Below are 16,296 nucleotides of genomic sequence, written 5' to 3' on the forward strand. Positions count from 1 at the left end.
CTCAGGTGGTGGGGGAGAGCGTGGCGCCGGGGTTCGCCATGCTGGGGGTGGGACGGCCGGCGGGGGCGCCCGCCGGACGGGTGAGGGGGTCGTGCGGCCGCGCCGGGCGGGACGCGCCGAGGACCGATGCGCCCGCGGGGGTCTCGCCGGCGCCCGCCGCGGCCAGCACGGCGGGCACGGTGAGGCCGAGCGCGGCCAGGGTCTCGTCGTGGGACCCGCCCTCCGAGGGCCAGGAGGGCCCGGCGTTGACGCTGTGCACCTCGTGCCGGGGCAGCAGCAGCGCCAGCGTCGAGGCGACGCTGCCGGCGGCCCGGTGCTCCTCGACCACGACGATCCGCCGGGCGTGGTCGGCGAGCTCGGCGGCGGCCTGCGACAGGCTCTCGAAGTCCACCCAGCACAGGTGGGCGTGTGAGAGGTCCGGGCGCCGCTCGGTGGCGGCCACGCAGAGCTGCGCGGGCTTCTCGCCGACCGACACCAGGAGGGTGGGCCCGCCCGTGCCGCTGACCCAGCCGACCTCGCCGCGCCCGGCCGGCTCGAACGGCGCCTCGTAGGGCTCGTTGCGCGCCAGCCGCACGTAGCAGGGCCGGTCCTCGTCGGCGGCGGCCTGGATGACCGCCCGGGTCTCGGCCTCGCCGCACGGCACGGCGATGCGCACCCCGGGCAGGCTCTGCACCACGGCCAGGTCCTCCAGGCTGTGGTGGGTGGGCCCGAACCAGCCGCCGGACACCCCGCCGTACGGGCAGACCAGCACGACCGGCGCCTGCTGGTAGCCGAGCCCGAGCTTGACGCTCTCGGCCGCCCGCCAGGTGCCGAACGCGGCGAAGGTGCTGAGGAAGGGCCGCAGGCCGGCCGAGGCCAGCCCGACCGCGATGTCCACCGCGGCGGTCTCGGCGATCCCCAGGTTGAGGAACCGCTCGGGGAAGCGCTCGGCGAACGGGTGCGACGGGCCGCCGAGGTCGGCCTCCAGGCAGACGATGCGCGGGTCGAGGGCCGCGAGCGCGGTCAGCTCGTCCTTGTAGGCCTCGCGTCCGGGGAGCGTCATCGGAGCACCGCCTTCCACTGCCGGGCGCGGGCCGGGCTGATCTTGACGTAGTGGGAGGCGGCCTTGCCCTCGGTGGCGGGCACGCCCTTGCCCTTGACGGTCGCGGCGAGCACCGCCTTGGGCCGGTCCTCGGGGACCAGCACGGCGGCGAGCTTCTCGATGTCGTGCCCGTCCACCTCGGCCACCTCGAACCCGAACGCGGCCAGCCGAGCCGGCAGGTCGGTCATCGGCGAGATGTCGGCCACGTACCCGTCGTTCTGGCCGCCGTTGACGTCGACCACGACGGTCAGGCCGCCGATGCGCTTGGCCTGGACGATCTGGAGGGTCTCCCACACCAGGCCCTCCTGCAGTTCGCCGTCGCCGACCACGGCGATGGCGCCGCCGGGCTCGCCGAGCAGCCGCCGCGACAGCGCCCAGCCGGCCGCGTAGGCGAGCCCGTGGCCGAGGCTGCCGGTGGGGAACCGCACGCCGGGCACCTTGGGGGAGGGGTGACCGGTGTAGGGGCCGCCGGCCCTGCCGTAGCGCGGCGCGGGGTCCTCCTCGATGTCGCCGGTCTGGTGCAGCACCGCGTACAGCGCGGCGGCGGCGTGGCCCTTGCTCAGGACGACCTCGACGCCGGGCCTGGACTCCGCGACGGTGTGCGCGGCGATCAGGATGTCCAGCACCGACAGGCTGCCGCCGAGGTGGCAGCCTGCCGGGCTCGCCGCCATGTCCACCACCGACCCGCGAGCGCGCAGGGCGCGCTCACGAGCCAGGTCGATGTCGTTCATCTCCTCTCTCCCGTCGTGACGGCGCCCGCGACGACGGGCACAGGGGACACTGGGGACACGGGGGACAGCGGGGACACCGCGGGTACGGCGGTGACCGCGGGCGCCAGGGACGCGGCGGAGGTGCCGTCGCTCAGCCAGCGCCGCACCGCCTCGCCGAGCACCTGGACGGCCAGCCGGTACTCGGCCGCCTCCAGGCGCTCGTGCGGGGTGTGGTCCAGCGAGGCGTCGCCCGGCCCGTAGGCCACCATCGGGACCTCCCGCCAGGTGGTGGCGAGGGTGTTCATGTCGCTGCTGCCCTTCTTGGCCAGCAGCCGGGGCGAGGCGCCTGTCGTGGCCCGCAGGGCGCGGGTGAACGACTTGACCAGCGCGCTGGTCCGCGGGGTGGCCACGGCGGGGGTCGCCAGCAGGGTCTCCACGCGCACCGGGTCGGGGGCCGCCCTGCGCAGGGCGTCGATGACCTCGCTCGTCGTGGTGCCGGGCGGGACCCGCACGTCCACGACGGCCTCGGCCGTCTGAGCCTCGCCCTCGCTGCCCGCGCGCAGGCTGAGCACGGCGAACAGCGTGTCGGCGCCCAGGCGGGCGACCTCCGCCTCCGCCGCGGTGACCGCGTCGGCGATCCGGCTGGCCGCGGTCCGCGCCGCCTTGCCCGCGGTGTGCGCGGTCGTCTGGGACACGCTCAGGCGCGCCTTGCACACCCCGTGGTAGCCGACGGTCAGGGCCGCGGCCCCGCTCGGCTCGCCGATGATCACCGCGTCGGCCGGGTAGTGGTCGCGGGCGTAGAACGCGCCTTCGGCGGTGCGCTCCTCCTCGACGGTGCCGACGACGCGCACGGTGGCGTCCTCGGGCACCTCCAGGGCGGCCAGCGTGGCCAGGAAGGCGGCCAGGCTGCCCTTGGCGTCGACGCTGCCGCGCCCGGTGATCGCCTCGCCGTCCCAGCGGACCGGCCACCGGTAAGGCACCGTGTCCAGGTGGCCGAGCATCAGCAGCCGCCGCGGCCCGGTGCCGCGGGTGGCCACCAGGTTGCCGGCCGCGTCGACGCGTGCGTCCACGCCGTTCGCGGCGCACCAGTCGACCAGGTAGTCGGCCAGCTCCCGCTCGTCGCCCGACACCGAGGACAGCTCGACCATCCGGGTCAGCAGCCCCAGGTCGGGCGCGGGGGCGGGGGCCCGCCAGAAGCGGGTGCCGCCCCGCGCGTCCAGGGTGTGCGGGCCGGTGATGGCGATGTCGGGCGTGCCCGCCAGCGCCAGCTCGGCCGCGCGCACCTTCTGCCGCATCCGGCCCCCGGCGTAGCCCATGCCCTCGCCCGCGGTGGCCTCCGGAAGCGTGCTGCCGGGGTCGGCCGGGTCGGTGAGCAGCCCCGCCGTCCCGGTCACCAGCCGCAGGTGGTCGGCGTCCAGGGCCAGCGCCGCCTCGGCGGCCAGCACGTCGGCGTCGACGTTGAGCGCCGAGCCGCCGTCGGTGGCGGCCACCGGCGGCGACAGGCACACCACGTCGAAGGCTTCCAGCAGCCGCGCCAGGCGGGCGCCGTCCACCTGGGCGACGGTGCCGGCGCGGTGGTCGCGCACGAAGCGCTGCCGGCCGCCGTCCAGCGCCCGGATGGGGCCGTTCGGCGTCGCGGTGACCAGGCTCTCGGCCCGGCCGGTGGTGGCGAACACCGACAGCCCGCGCCGGCCCAGCTCCTCGCGCACCCGGGGCAGGGTGATCTGCTCGTAGGCGTCGATGATGTGCGCCATCTCCTCCGGAGGGCAGTAGCGCACCTCGTCGCCGCCGCGCAGGGTCAGCGTCCTGACCGGCCGGCCGATGAGGGCGTAGTGCAACTTGATGTCGGCCGCGCCGCCGGTGATCACCAGCAGCCGGACGCCGCGCCCGCTCAGCTCGGCCAGCTCGTCGTACACGCCGTCGTGGCGCAGCGTCGAGCTGCCCAGTTTGACCACGTACAGCGCCCGGTGGCCGTTGACGGCCTTCAACGCGGGGGCGCCGTACCCGGCGGCCCGGCTCACGGCCATGGTCCCACCTCCGGCAGTCCGAGGGTCTCCTCCAGGCCGAAGATGCGGTTCATGGCCTGGACGGCCTGGCCGGCCCCGCCCTTGATCAGGTTGTCCAGGGCGGACACCGTCACGCAGCGGGAGCCCTCCACCGACACCCCGACCTCGGCGGTGTTGGAGCCGACCACGGTCTTGAGCATGGGGAACGCCATCGGCGAGCGCCCGTTGCTCATGCGCACGAACGGGGCGTCCGCGTAGGCCCTGGCGTAGGCGCGGCGCACCTGGCCGGCGTCCACGCCCTCGCGCAGCCAGGTGTAGGCGGTGGCGAACACCCCGCGGGTCACCGGCAGGCTGAAGGCGGAGAACTGCAGCTCCGGCGCGGCGCCCGTCCAGGTGGACAGGGCCTGGCGGATCTCCGGCGCGTGCCGGTGCCCGTGCAGCTTGTGCACCCGCACGTTGCCGTCGCGCAGCGCCGGATGCTCGGCGCTGTGGTTGCCGCCGCCGCTGGAGCCGGTCTTGGCGTCGACCACCGCCCTGGGCTCCACCAGCCCGTCGCGGAACAGCGGGTACAGCGCGTACAGCCCGGCCGAGGCCATGCAGCCCGGCAGGTTGACCACCGGCTCGCTCGGCTTGGCGGTGAACTCCGGCACGTAGTAGGGGATCGGCTCGCGCCAGCCCTCCGCCGACTCGGGGTAGTGCTCGGCGATCTCGCCCGGGTCGCGCAGCCGGTAGTCGCCGGCGACGTTCAGCACCAGGTCGGCCTGGCCGCTCACCTCGTCGAGGATGCGCGGGAGCACTCCGTTGGGCAGGCAGGAGAAGGCCACGTCCACCTTGGACAGCTCGTCGGCGGCGCGCAGCCGCCGCCCGGCGAGCCGCGAGTTGCGCAGCCCGGACACCACCTGCCCGAGCGGCTTGCCCGCGTGCTGCTGGGACGACATGAACGACACCTCGGCCTGCGGGTGGTCGCTCAGCAGCCGGATCAGCTCGGCGCCGATGAAGCCGCTCGCCCCGAGCACGGCGACTCTCATCCGCTCGGTCATGCCGCCCTCTCCTTCCGCTCGGCGAACCTGCCGGCCCGGTCCTGGGCGTCGATGACCGAGCGGGCGAAGCGGGCCAGGTGGGCGGGGATGTCGACGCCGTGGACGCCCACCGACTTGGCGAACTCGGGATTGGTGTTGACCTCCAGCACGTACAGCTCGCCGGTCTCGGCCGACTCGGCCAGGTCGACGCCGTAGAAGCCGGGGCCGAACAGGTCCACGACGCGCCTGGCCAGCTCCGCCGACCTCGGCAACAGCGGGATCGGCTCGACCGTCCCGCCGAGGTGGGTGTTGGTCCGCAGGTCGGGGCTCACCTGCTTGTAGGCCACGACCGGCGTGTGCCCGACGATGATCACCCGCTCGTTGAAGCCGGGCTTGGGGATGTACTGCTGCACGACCACCGGGAAGGAGCGCCCTCCGGGGTCCAGCCCTTCCCAGCCGCCGCTCCAGGCGGCCAGCTCCGCGGGGGTGGTGATGTGCACGATGCCCCGGCCCCAGGAGCCGCTGACCGGCTTGACGACGGCGTGGCCGCCGAGGGCCTCGATCTGCTCGCCGACCTGCTCGGCCGAGAAGGCGATGCGGGTGGTCGGGTGGGGGAGCCCGGCGCGGGCGAAGGCGAGCGCCTGCAGGTCCTTGGACAGGCACAGGCGCACGGCGGCGGGCGAGTTCAGGGTGGGGATGCCGGCATGCTCGAAGCGGTCGGACATCCCCGCCAGTTCGCGGTGGGAGACGTTGCGCAGGATGACCAGCCGCGGCGCGAGCGCCGGGTCGTTGAGAAACGCGGTGGTGTGGCGGGGCGTCACGGACCGCGCGGTCAGACCGGCCGCGCGGAACGCCGAGAGGAGAAGCCGTTCCTCCGGGCGCATGATCGTGACGGAGACCAGCACGTCCGCAGGGGCGTCACTCACCCCAGTCCTCCTCGACCTCCGGCGCCAGGTCCAGACGGACGACCGGCGCGGTGTCCAGCACTTCGTGCTCCTGGCCGCAGCCGCGGCAGGCCAGGATGTCGCCCAGTTCGACGTCGGACGGCACGGCGATGTCCGTCTCGCACTGCAGGCAGGCGGGGGCGGCCGTGATGTTTGCCATGACAACTCCTCGGCGTGGTTTGGCGTTTCGGGTGACGGGACGTCCGGCCCGGCCGGTTCGCCCGGGGCCGGCGCGTTCGCGCGCGCCTCGCATGCGGCGCCCTCGAGGTGCAGGGCGCCGATGGCGTGCGGGCGCCGCCCGGGGCGGCGGTCGGTTCAGCCGCCGGGCTGCACGCGGTCGAAATCGATGATCATCATGTCCCGGACGGCGCTGGTGGCGTCGGCCGGCCTGATCGGGGTGACCTCGTGCTCCATCGTGCGGTCGTCGATCACGACGGTCTCCATCGGCTCCAACAGCGTGTGCTCCAGCGCGGGACGGTCGCCGCCCTTGCGGAACACGCGGCTGAGGCCGCCGGAACAGCGCTCCCGGTTGACCAGGTGCATGATCACGTAGTCGTGGCCGTCGCTGTGCCGCCCCTCGGGGGCCGGCGCCGACGCGGCGTCGCCGGTGGCCACGATGCGGATCAGGTGCACGGTGACCAGCCAGGTCTGATGGTCGCCTTCCAGGCGCCTGACCAGGGCGAGGTCATGTTCGAGGGCCGCACGGAAGCAGAGGTTCTCGTAGGTCTCGGCGGTGATCGGGGCGAAGGTACGCACCTGCCCGCCGTACACCGAATTGATCTCAGCGCTCTGGTAGAAGGCCCCGTGCGGCGCCCTCTCCATGGTCACGCCCGCGCCCTCGCCGCCGCGGGCCAGCAGGTGCCCGATGCGGCGGAGCCGGGTGGTGCCGTGACTTTCCCTGACGTACTCGTCGGCCGGAAGGTCTTCCCAGTACTTGGCGAACTCGTTCCATTCGCTGGTCGCCGGAATGGGGAGCCTGCCGTGGCTCCACCCTTTCTCGACGACCTCGGCGGGCCATGGGGCGGACGTTTTCGTTATACGCATTGGGCCGCTTTCTCGTGTCGGGTTTCCCTGTTCTGTGCGCGGAGTGCCGGTCCGATCGGAACTTTCAGCCTTGCCTGCGACCAAGGTAGGCAACGGTTTATCGCGAGGTAATACCTCGCGCTGCTCTGTTGGCCGCACGGCGCTACTCAATGGGCGCCGGGTCGTTACTCAGCCGCTTTGCCGCCGGTAACGGCGCAGGTGGGAGCCCATTGTGAGCGTGTAAGGGAACGCGCATGACGGATTCACATCGGCCGAATGACCGGCGCACTGGTGTCGGAGATGGGCGCTAAATGACAATGATCGGGAAACGCGCAACGATGACACGGGAGAGGCGATATGACGCTCGAAGTCCCTGTCGCGCCGGACCAGGTCGGCCTGATCACAGGCGACGGGCGCTCCCCGCTCTACGTTCCGCGGTCATGGGTCGCGATGGCCGAGCTCGGGCACGTCTTCGTCGGCCGGCGCGACGAGCTGGACCGCATCGCCGCCGCCATGCGCCACCCCGGCCTGTCCGGGGCCGCGCTCATCGGCGACGGCGGCGCCGGCAAGAGCCGGCTGCTCGCCGAGGTGGTCCAGCGGGCGGACGACGAACGGTTCCACGTCGTCCGCGCCTGCGCCTGCCAGGCCACCTCGGCGGTGCCGTTCGGAGCCTTCGCGCAGTACCTTCCCGCCGCCCTCATGGACACCGCCTTCAACGGCAACGCCCTGCGCATGGCCGCCGACGCCCTGATCGGCCAGTCGGGCGGCCGTGACCTGCTCCTGATCATCGACGACGCCCACCAGCTCGACGAGGCCTCGGTGGCCCTGGCCTTCCAGATGGCCCGCCACCGCGAGGCGTTCGTCCTGACCGCCTCACGCAGCGGCGAGGGCGTCCCCGACCCCGTCGCCGACCTGTGCACCAGCGGCCTGGCCGAGTGGATCGAGGTGCGCCCCTTCACCCGCGACGAGGTCAGGGAGATCCTCTCGACCACGCTGGGCGGCCCGGCCGAGGGCGTGCTGGTCCAGCGGTGCTGGGACGCCACCCGCGGCAACGCCTTCCTGCTGCGCGAGCTGATCACCGCCATGCTCGAGACCGGCGCGCTCACCCTCGCCGAGGGCGTCTGGCGCGGCGGCGACCCGCTCCCGGTCACCTCCCGGCTGGCCGGGCTGGTCGACAAGCGCCTCGCCGGCCTCACTCCCGAATGCCGCAGCGCCCTGGAGCTGCTCGCCTTCGGCGACTCGGTCAGCCCGGACGTCCTGGCCGCCCTGGTCTCCCGCGCCGCCGTCGAGACCGTCGAGGCGCGCGGCATCGTCAAGGTCGAGCGGCTCGGCGGCCGCGACCGCGCGCGGCTCGCCTACCCCCTGTACGGGGACGTCCTGCGCGCCCGCGCCCCGCGCCTGCGGGCACGCCGATGCAGGGAAGAGCTCGCCGACGCCGTCGAGGCCGCGGAACCCGGCGCGGACGACCTGCTCAGGGTCGCGGCCTGGCGCCTGGAGAACGGCGTGCAGCCGCCCGCCGGCGCCGTCGCCGCCGCCATGAGGAGCGCCTGGTCGCACATGGACCTGCCGCTGAGCCGGCAGCTCGCCGCCTGCGCCGTCGCCGCGGGCAAGGGCGTGGAGATCGCCGAGCCGCTCGGCTACGGGCTGATGTTCGCCGGCCGGCCCGGCGACGCCGAGGCGCAGCTCGCCCGTCTCGGCCGCCCCACCCGCGAGCGCGAGCGCGCGCTGCTGACCGGCGTCCGCGCCTTCAACCTCGCCTTCGGCCTCGACAGCGTGTCCGAGGCGTGGCTGCTGCTCCGCGCCGAGCTGCACGACCTGCACGGCGGCGAACCCCGCGCCGAGCTGCGCGCCCTGCAGTCCCTGCTGCACGTCTTCGCCGGACGCTGCCAGACGGCCGTCGTGCTCGCCGAGCAGGTCATGGCCGAGACGCCCGCCGGCGTACGCGCACGCTGCGTCGCCGAGGTCGCCCGCGGCGTGGCGCTGGCCTTCCTGCGGCGGCCCGAGGAGAGCCTCGCCGCCCTCGCCGAGGCCCGCGAGCACAGCCTGCGCTGGCAGGGCGAGCTGCCCTGGCTGGAGATCTTCATCGAGCTGGGACGGGTGCACGCCTGCCTGCTCACCGGCCGCTTCCTGGAGGCCCAGGAGTGCGCCACCGAGGGGTACGACCGGGCGGTGGCGCGGCAGTTCCCCTTCGCGATCGCCTGGTTCTGCCTGCTGCGCGGCCTGGTCGCCCGGGCGCGCGGCGAGGTCCGCGAGGAGCTGCACCGCTGCCGTGAGGGCGTCGCCATCGCCCGCGACCACGGCAACCGCGGCCTGCTCGCCGTCCTGCTCGCACAGCTCGCCCAGGGCCTCGCGCTCGCGGGGGACGTCAAGGCGGCCCGCAGGGCCCTGGCGGAGGCCGACGGCCTGGACCAGCGGTCCCTGTGGCTGCTCCAGCCGTGGATCGAGCTGGCCCGCTCATGGGTCGCCGCGGCCGGCAACTCTCCCGACGCCCCCGCCATCGCCCAGAAGGGTGCGGCGCTCGCCCGCGAGTTCGGCGCCGTCGGCATGGAGGCCCTCGCCCTGCACGACGTGGCCAGGATGGGCGCCCCCCAGCACGTCCTCGGCCGGCTCCGCGAGCTGGCCGGGCAGGCCGGCGGCGGCGCGGTGCCGCTGTACGCGGCGCACGTCGCGGCGGCCGCCGCCGGCGACGGCGACGGGCTCGCCGCCTCCTCGGCCGGTCTCGAGCGGCTCGGCAGCCCCCTGCTGGCCGCCGAGGCGGCGGCCGAGCAGGCCAACTGCCACCGCGCGGCCGGCGACCTCGCCGCCGCCTCGGCCGCGGCGGCCAGGGCGCTGCGCCTGGCCAAGTCGAGCGGCGCCCGCACTCCCGCCCTGTCCGCGCTGGAACGGCCGCGGCTCACCCGCAGGGAGCACCAGATCGCCGAGCTGGCCGCCAAGGGCATGTCCAGCAAGGAGATCAGCGCCCACTTCGTGCTGTCGGTGCGCACCGTCGAGAACCACCTGCAGCGCGCCTACCGCAAGCTCGGCATCGGCGACCGCACCGAGCTCGGCGCCCTTCTCGGCCTCTTCCAGCCCGCCCCCGACGACGACCGTGACCCGGCGACGTGAAACGAGGTGTGCGATGAACTCCGGCATGCAGTCCTACGTGGAGTGGATGGTCAGGGCCCGCTGGGGCCAGGTCCCCACCACCCCCGACGCCCTCGCGGGGCCCCCGTCCACGCGGCCCCCGCACGGCGACCAGGACCACAGACCCGGTGACCCGGCCCGCGCGGACGACGACCCGGCCTTGGCCACCGGTCAGCCGCCCCTCGCGAACGGCGACCCGGCCGCCGCGAACGGCGAGCAAGGCCATGGCCGCGAGGGCGGGCGTACCCGTGTTCCGCGACTCGCGAGCCTCCTCGGGCGCCGACGCGGCGGGTTCCCCGTGGACCATCGGGAGTCGGCGTTCCCTCCGCCTCTCGATTGATCTCCGGCAGCGGCGCTCCCGGTTCGGGACACCCGCCTCTGTGCGGGCGCGGGACCGGTGGGTTCCTGGTGGGACGTCGCGCGGCGGGGGTCACTCCGCCTCTCGATCGACCGCCCAGAGCCGGGGTCACTCGGTTCCGCACGTCGGGCTTGTTTCCAGGCGCCGGCGCGGCGGGAGGTGGCACGGTGGTTCCGGCGCCTTCGTACGGCGCCGAGCCGGTGAGAGCGGGCCGGGTCAGCGGCGGGGAGTTCTGTCCTTGCCGGCGGCGATGGCGTGCCGCGACTCGGTGATGTACGAGGCGACGTAGGGGTGGGCGGGGAAGAGCGCGCGCACCCGCTGGAACCGGGGGAGCGCCGCCCGGTAGCGGCCGGCGAAGAAGTCCTGCAAGGCGGCGTCGTACAGCACCGTCGTCCGTGAGGCGGACGGCGCGACCCCGGCTGCGACCAGCCGCTTGCGCACGATGCTCACCGGCAGGATGAAGCTGTGGTTCTCGGCGGTCTCGCCCGTGGCCGGGTCGACCGAGCCGGCGATCAGCGTCCCGATGACCTTGCCGTCCTCGTCGAAGACCGGTCCGCCGGAGTTGCCGTGGTAGGAAGGCGCCTGGGCCTGGATGTACGGCACGCCGAGCACGGTGGTGCGCCGGGCGTTGTAGGCGCCTTCGGTCAGCGCCGGGTACAGCCGCGAGCGCAGGTCGAACACGGCGGTGTTGGTGGTGATGAGCCCGGGGAACCCGTTGATGTACAGCGGGTCGCCGACGCGGACGTCGGAGTCGCGGCCGAGCGGCACCGTGGGCAGGTCATGGGCGCCGGGCATCTTGAGCACGGCGAAGTCCTCACCGGGGTAGTCGCGGCCCTTGGCGACCAACCGGATCCGCGTCACCTTGGCCGTCTTGTCCCTGCCGCCGCCGGGCAGAGGAGTGATGACGGCGATGCTCCGGTGGATCCCGGTCACCCGCATCTGCCGCGCGTTGAACCGCCCGAACATCTCCTTGGCCAGCCGCACCAGCTCGTCGTCCGGCTGGGCGCTCCTGCGGATCGCCGTGAGGAACGACTTCGCGTCCGCCCCGGTCACCGTGGGGAGCACCTTGGCGCCGTAGAACCGCCGCAGGGCCGCCCGGGTCGCGCTCACGCAGTGCGCGCCGGTCACCATGTACCCGTCCGGCGTCACCCACCAGCCGGTGCACAGGCCAGGACGGACCAGCTTGGCCGTGCGCGCGGGCCCGGCCGGGGCCAGGTAGCGCTCGACGTGCCCGGCGGCGGTGCGCAGCACCCACTTGGCCTGGCTCTGGTGGTCGGCGGGGATGCGCCCCGCCTTGGCGTGCCGGGCGGCCGCGTCGAACAGGGCGGAGAACGCCTTCTTGGCCTTGGGTGACGGCACGGTGACGGTCGCGGCGTAGTCGGTCTCGATCAGCTGCACCGCCGGATCGGTGCGGGCCGCCAGCCGCGTGCCGACCGCCACCCCGCGTTCCGCCTCCGCCGGGGCGGACCCGGTGACCCCCGGCACCACGGCCATTCCCGCCAAGCTCAGCCCCGCCGCCGCCATCCGTAAGCGCGTTCGCATGGCTCCACCCCCTCAGGCATCTCCTCCACAGAGTCTGGGCGAACCCCCTGAAAGCTCCCTTGCATCCCACTTACTCACTGTTCCGAGGCAGCCCGTGCCCAGCGGAGAGGCCGCCGGCCATCTGCGGGGCGACCGCAGCCACGTGGGCTTGCGCCGTCGCTATTCAGCGTTACTATGTACCAGTAGCTAGTGTCACCAAGTAGCTGGAGGAGGGATGCCTCATGGGCAAGCTGGTGACGGAGATGCTCAAGGGGACGCTGGAGGGCATCGTCCTCGCGATCCTGTCCGGCCGGTCCGCGTACGGCTACGAGATCACGGCGTGGCTGCGCGACCAGGGCTTCTCCGAAATCGCCGAAGGCACCGTCTACGCGCTGCTCATCAGGATCGAGCAGCGCGGTCTCGTCGACGTGCAGAAGGTTCCGTCCGAGAAAGGGCCGCCGCGCAAGGTGTATTCCCTGAACGCTCAGGGGCGGGAGTACCTCGAAGAGTTCTGGAAGACCTGGAGTTTTCTCGCCGAACGGCTCGAACAGCTCCGCGACGGAGGTAATGGAAAATGACCACGGATCCGATCGAGCAGAAGAATCGCTACCTGCGGTACCTGGAGCTGGTCACCGGGCCGTTCGAGCATAAAAAGCGCTACCGGCGGTACAAGGCGCGCACGGAGCGGCTTCCCGCGGACTACCACACGGCGATCGACGCGCTGCAGCGGTACATGTTGTTCTTCGGGCCGGGAAAGGCGGACAGCCTGCTGGCGATGCTGGACGACCTCGCCGACCTGTTCGAGCAGAGCGCGGCGAACGGGACTCCGGTCCGCGAGGTCGTCGGGGAGGACCCGGTCGAGTTCGCCGAGGCGTTCCTCCGCAACTACCCGGAGGGTCAGTGGATCAGCCGCGAGCGGGCACGGCTCAGCGACGCCATCGACCGCGCCGCCGATCTGGCCGCGGGTGACAAGTCATGACGAAACAGAGAACGGATATCGGAATGACAGCCGATCGGATTCAGGGCCCCGCGATCCGGGTGCAGGGCCTGGAGAAGTCGTACAAACAACTGCGGGTGCTGCGCGGCGTCGATTTCGACGTGGCGCGGGGCGGCATTTTCGCCCTGCTCGGCTCGAACGGGGCGGGGAAGACCACGGTCGTGAGAATCCTGTCCACGCTGCTGAAGGCCGATGCGGGAAAGGCGCGCGTCAACGGCTTCGACGTCGCCACGCAGGCCGCGGACGTGCGGGAGTCCATCAGCCTCACCGGGCAGTTCGCGGCCGTGGACGAGATCCTCAGCGGGCGGGAGAACCTCGTGCTGGTCGCCCGGTTACGGCACCTGAAGGATCCGGGCCAGATCGCCGATGACCTGCTGGAACGGTTCTCGCTGACCGACGCGGGCGCGCGGAAGGTGTCGACGTATTCGGGTGGCATGCGCCGCCGCCTGGACATCGCGATGAGCCTCGTCGGCGATCCGCCGGTCGTCTTCCTCGACGAGCCGACGACCGGGCTCGACCCCCAGGCGCGCATCGAGGCGTGGCGGGCCGTCAAGGAACTCGCCGCGCGAGGTACGACGGTGCTGCTCACGACGCAGTATCTGGACGAGGCCGAGCAGCTCGCCGACCGGATCGCGATCCTGCACGAGGGCCGGATCATCGTGAACGGCACCCTGGCCGAACTGAAGCGACTGCTCCCGCCGGCCAAGGTGGAATACGTCGAGAAGCAGCCGACCCTGGAGGACGTCTTCCTCACCCTCGTCGGCGGCGGCGGCAAGAACGGCAAGAACGGTGAGCACGGCGAGCACGGCGGGAGCGGCCCGGACGCCATCTCGGCACCGACGAGTGAGGAGCAACGATGACCAGGCATTTTCTCGGTGACACCGCCGCCCTGCTGGGACGATCGCTGCGTCACATCACGCGCAGCGTGGACACCATCATCACGACCACGATCATGCCGATCGCCATGATGCTGATGTTCGTCTACGTGTTCGGCGGCGCGATCAAGACAGGGGCGGAATCGTATGTGAACTACCTGCTGCCCGGCATTCTGCTCATCACGGTCGCCTCAGGCATCGCCTACACCGCGTTCCGGCTGTTCATGGACATGAAGAGCGGCATCTTCGAGCGCTTCCACTCCATGCCGATCGCCCGGTCGTCCGTCCTGTGGGCACATGTGCTGACCTCGCTGGTCGCCAATCTGATCTCGCTCGTGGTCGTCGTGCTCGTCGCCCTGCTCATGGGGTTCCGCTCGGCGGCGGGAGTGCCGGCGTGGCTCGCCGTCGCCGGCATCCTGGTCCTGTTCACCCTGGCGCTGACGTGGATCGCCGTCATCCCCGGCCTGTCGGCGAAGTCCGTGGACGGCGCGAGCGCGTTCTCCTACCCGCTGATCTTCCTGCCGTTCCTCAGCTCGGCCTTCGTGCCCACCGCCACCATGCCCGGCCCGGTGCGCGCCTTCGCCGAGCACCAGCCGGTGACCTCCATCGTCAACGCCATCCGCGACCTGTTCACCCAGCGGCCGGTGGGCACCGACATCTGGATCGCCCTGGCCTGGTGTGCCGGCATCCTCGTCGTCGCCTACATCGCCGCCATGGCCACCTACCGCCGCAAGATCGCCTGAACCGTGGTGGTCGCGCCCGTCCTGACCCCCCTCAGCGTGGCGAACAGGCGGAATGCGGTTCACCCGCAGGATTTCCGCCCGGACGCGGGCGTGGGGCACCATGGAGGGGTGAACGAGGGCGCGGGCATGCTGGCGAAGTTCCTGGCCGAGGGCGACGTGGTGGTCCTGACCGGGGCCGGCATCTCCACCGAGTCGGGCATCCCCGACTACCGGGGGCCGAGCGGCGCCCTGCGCCGGCACACCCCGATGACCTACCAGGCCTTCACCGGCGACCCGGCCGCCCGGCGCCGCTACTGGGCGCGCAGCCACGCCGGGTGGCGGTCCATGGCGCGGGCCAGGCCGAACGCCGGGCACCACGCGGTCGCCCGCCTCCAGCGGCGCGGCCTGGTGTCCGGCCTGGTGACCCAGAACGTCGACGGCCTGCACCAGGCCGGCGGCGCTCGGAGCGTGATCGAGCTGCACGGCAGCCTGCACCGCGTCGTCTGCCTCGACTGCCGCGACACGACCCCGCGCGAGGAGCTGGACCGCCGCCTGCGGGAGGCGAACCCCCGGTTCGGCGCCCTGGTCACCGCCGTCAACCCCGACGGTGACGTCGAACTGCCCGGCGAGGCCGTCGAGGCGTTCGTTCCCGCCGCCTGCCGGGCGTGCGGCGGCGGGATGCTCAAGCCGGACGTGGTCTTCTTCGGCGAGACCGTTCCGCGGGACCGCGTCGACGCGTGCTTCGCGCTCGTCGAGCGCGCCCGGCTGCTGCTGGTCCTCGGCTCGTCCCTCAGCGTCATGTCCGGACGCCGGTTCGTGCTGAGGGCCGCCAAGCTGGGCGTCCCGGTCGCCATCGTCAACCAGGGCCCCACCCGCGGCGACGACTACGCCGACCTCACCGTCGACGCCCCCCTCGGCCCCACCCTCACCCACACCGCCGACCTCCTGGACACCACCGCCGGCCTCTGACGAGGGCCGGCGGTCCGCGGTGCGGATGGCACATCGTGAAGGTGGAGTCCCGTTCCGGCGAGCAGCGGCGCCGGGGTGATCACTCACCCCGGCGCGGCTCGGGTGCGTCAATGAGCCGTCGGGCCTCCGGCGATCGAGTCGCGGCAGAGCAGGCAGCCGGGGTCGGGACAGCGAGTGATGTCCTGGTCGGCGGCGATGGCGGCTGTGGCGACGTCGAGAACCTGCCGGGCCGGGTAGGCGCGCCAGCGCGAGCCGCCTACGACGGTGGTCCGGGCGAGGGGGCCGAGGACCGGTTCCAACCGCGGGAATCCCTCGGAGCAGGAGCCGACCTCCACCATGCGGACCTCGCCGTCCTCGTCGCGGGCGCAGCGGCGGAACAGGCGGCGGCCCGACCGCTGCTCGGCCAGGTGCAGCGCCGTCATGCGATTGAGCTCCACGCCGATGAGCAGGATGGCGCCGTCGCGATCGGCCAGCTCGCGGATGGGCCCGTACACGTCGTCGGGGCTCTGGACGTCGATGAGCTCGGCGGCCCATGGGCCGATGGCCGCGAAGGAATTGAGCGGATGCCTGCCGCGTACGGCGGCGGGGCGGTCGATGAGCGCCGCGGGGAGCTTGCCCAGATGGGAGTTGATCAGCCCGCAGTCGACGCTGTAGGCAGGTCCTGCCGGCAGGTCGGTTCCGGAGGGCAGGGTGGTGTAGTCGAGACCATTGCGCGCAGGGCGCATGTCGACGGGCGCCGGCAGGCCGAACTGAGGCTCGGTGAAAGCGGGCACCACCACGGTGCATCCGCGCTTCAGCAACGCGTCCAGCAGGGTGTCGGGGCCACCGGCGATGGCGGTTCCGAAGGACCGCAACGAGGTGTGCAGCATGACCGGGCGGTCGGCGAGGTGCAGTTCGTCGATGGCGATGTCGAGGTGTTCGGCGAGGATCATGTGGACCTCCACGTGG

Annotated in this window: 16 protein-coding genes; 7 read left to right on the top strand and 9 right to left on the bottom strand. The window is 73.0% G+C overall.

Features of this window, described 5'->3' with window-relative positions; all coding sequences use genetic code 11:
* Position 1: 1 nt before the first annotated feature.
* The 7 genes from ABZU32_RS32385 to ABZU32_RS32415 all read right to left on the bottom strand — a co-directional run bounded on the left by ABZU32_RS32385 (position 2) and on the right by ABZU32_RS32415 (position 6,804).
* Positions 2–1,042: a transketolase gene (locus ABZU32_RS32385; protein ID WP_354928151.1), complete on the bottom strand. Its 1,041-nt coding sequence runs from the start codon at positions 1,040–1,042 to the stop codon at positions 2–4.
* Complete coding sequence (locus tag ABZU32_RS32390) at positions 1,039–1,812, bottom strand: 1-deoxy-D-xylulose-5-phosphate synthase N-terminal domain-containing protein (protein WP_354835622.1); 774 nt, start codon at positions 1,810–1,812, stop codon at positions 1,039–1,041. Before ABZU32_RS32390 ends, ABZU32_RS32385 begins: the two co-directional genes overlap by 4 nt.
* A complete protein-coding gene (locus ABZU32_RS32395; protein ID WP_354928154.1) occupies positions 1,809–3,818 on the bottom strand; it encodes a M20/M25/M40 family metallo-hydrolase in 2,010 nt (669 codons plus the stop codon). Before ABZU32_RS32395 ends, ABZU32_RS32390 begins: the two co-directional genes overlap by 4 nt.
* Positions 3,809–4,837: an N-acetyl-gamma-glutamyl-phosphate reductase gene (gene argC / locus ABZU32_RS32400; protein WP_354928157.1), complete on the bottom strand. Its 1,029-nt coding sequence runs from the start codon at positions 4,835–4,837 to the stop codon at positions 3,809–3,811. The genes ABZU32_RS32395 and argC overlap by 10 nt, the downstream gene beginning before the upstream one ends.
* The gene (locus tag ABZU32_RS32405) at positions 4,834–5,742 is read right to left on the bottom strand and encodes a RimK family alpha-L-glutamate ligase (protein ID WP_354928160.1); all 909 of its coding nucleotides are present in this window, start codon (positions 5,740–5,742) and stop codon (positions 4,834–4,836) included. Before ABZU32_RS32405 ends, argC begins: the two co-directional genes overlap by 4 nt.
* A complete protein-coding gene (locus tag ABZU32_RS32410; RefSeq protein WP_354835614.1) occupies positions 5,735–5,920 on the bottom strand; it encodes a lysine biosynthesis protein LysW in 186 nt (61 codons plus the stop codon). Before ABZU32_RS32410 ends, ABZU32_RS32405 begins: the two co-directional genes overlap by 8 nt.
* A 155-nt stretch (positions 5,921–6,075) precedes the next feature.
* On the bottom strand, positions 6,076–6,804 hold the full coding sequence (locus tag ABZU32_RS32415) for a 2OG-Fe dioxygenase family protein (RefSeq protein WP_354928163.1): 729 nt from the start codon (positions 6,802–6,804) through the stop codon (positions 6,076–6,078).
* Positions 6,805–7,140: 336 nt separating this feature from the next.
* Between ABZU32_RS32415 and ABZU32_RS32420 the strand changes: the two genes are divergently transcribed.
* Both ABZU32_RS32420 and ABZU32_RS32425 read left to right on the top strand, forming a co-directional pair.
* Positions 7,141–9,888 (top strand): LuxR C-terminal-related transcriptional regulator, encoded by a 2,748-nt coding sequence (locus ABZU32_RS32420; RefSeq protein WP_354928166.1) that lies wholly within the window; start codon positions 7,141–7,143, stop codon positions 9,886–9,888.
* A 13-nt stretch (positions 9,889–9,901) separates the two neighbouring features.
* Positions 9,902–10,246: a hypothetical protein gene (locus ABZU32_RS32425; RefSeq protein ID WP_354928169.1), complete on the top strand. Its 345-nt coding sequence runs from the start codon at positions 9,902–9,904 to the stop codon at positions 10,244–10,246.
* Between the two features lie 234 nt (positions 10,247–10,480).
* Here the strand turns inward: ABZU32_RS32425 and ABZU32_RS32430 are convergent, their stop codons facing one another.
* Entirely contained in the window at positions 10,481–11,806 is a 1,326-nt protein-coding gene (locus tag ABZU32_RS32430; RefSeq protein ID WP_354928172.1) for a serine protease, read from the bottom strand.
* Positions 11,807–12,027: 221 nt separating this feature from the next.
* Here ABZU32_RS32430 and ABZU32_RS32435 point away from each other — a divergent pair, with 221 nt between their 5' ends.
* The 5 genes from ABZU32_RS32435 (at position 12,028) to ABZU32_RS32455 (ending at position 15,348) form a co-directional block, all read left to right on the top strand.
* A complete protein-coding gene (locus ABZU32_RS32435; protein ID WP_354928175.1) occupies positions 12,028–12,363 on the top strand; it encodes a PadR family transcriptional regulator in 336 nt (111 codons plus the stop codon).
* On the top strand, positions 12,360–12,764 hold the full coding sequence (locus tag ABZU32_RS32440; protein WP_354928178.1) for a DUF1048 domain-containing protein: 405 nt from the start codon (positions 12,360–12,362) through the stop codon (positions 12,762–12,764). The genes ABZU32_RS32435 and ABZU32_RS32440 overlap by 4 nt, the downstream gene beginning before the upstream one ends.
* A 23-nt stretch (positions 12,765–12,787) precedes the next feature.
* Positions 12,788–13,642 carry an ATP-binding cassette domain-containing protein gene (locus tag ABZU32_RS32445; RefSeq protein ID WP_354928180.1) on the top strand — a complete coding sequence of 285 codons (855 nt, stop codon included), beginning with the start codon at positions 12,788–12,790 and terminating at the stop codon, positions 13,640–13,642.
* Complete coding sequence (locus ABZU32_RS32450; RefSeq protein WP_354835596.1) at positions 13,639–14,400, top strand: ABC transporter permease; 762 nt, start codon at positions 13,639–13,641, stop codon at positions 14,398–14,400. The genes ABZU32_RS32445 and ABZU32_RS32450 overlap by 4 nt, the downstream gene beginning before the upstream one ends.
* A gap of 126 nt (positions 14,401–14,526) precedes the next feature.
* Positions 14,527–15,348, top strand: coding sequence for an NAD-dependent protein deacetylase (locus tag ABZU32_RS32455; protein WP_354928264.1), 822 nt, complete (start codon positions 14,527–14,529; stop codon positions 15,346–15,348).
* 107 nt (positions 15,349–15,455) lie between these two features.
* Here the strand turns inward: ABZU32_RS32455 and ABZU32_RS32460 are convergent, their stop codons facing one another.
* On the bottom strand, positions 15,456–16,280 hold the full coding sequence (locus ABZU32_RS32460; RefSeq protein WP_354928183.1) for an AAC(3) family N-acetyltransferase: 825 nt from the start codon (positions 16,278–16,280) through the stop codon (positions 15,456–15,458).
* Between the last annotated feature and the right edge of the window lie 16 nt (positions 16,281–16,296).

The sequence above is a fragment of the Sphaerisporangium sp. NPDC005288 genome (assembly GCF_040607475.1).
Lineage (GTDB): Bacteria > Actinomycetota > Actinomycetes > Streptosporangiales > Streptosporangiaceae > Sphaerisporangium > Sphaerisporangium rhizosphaerae.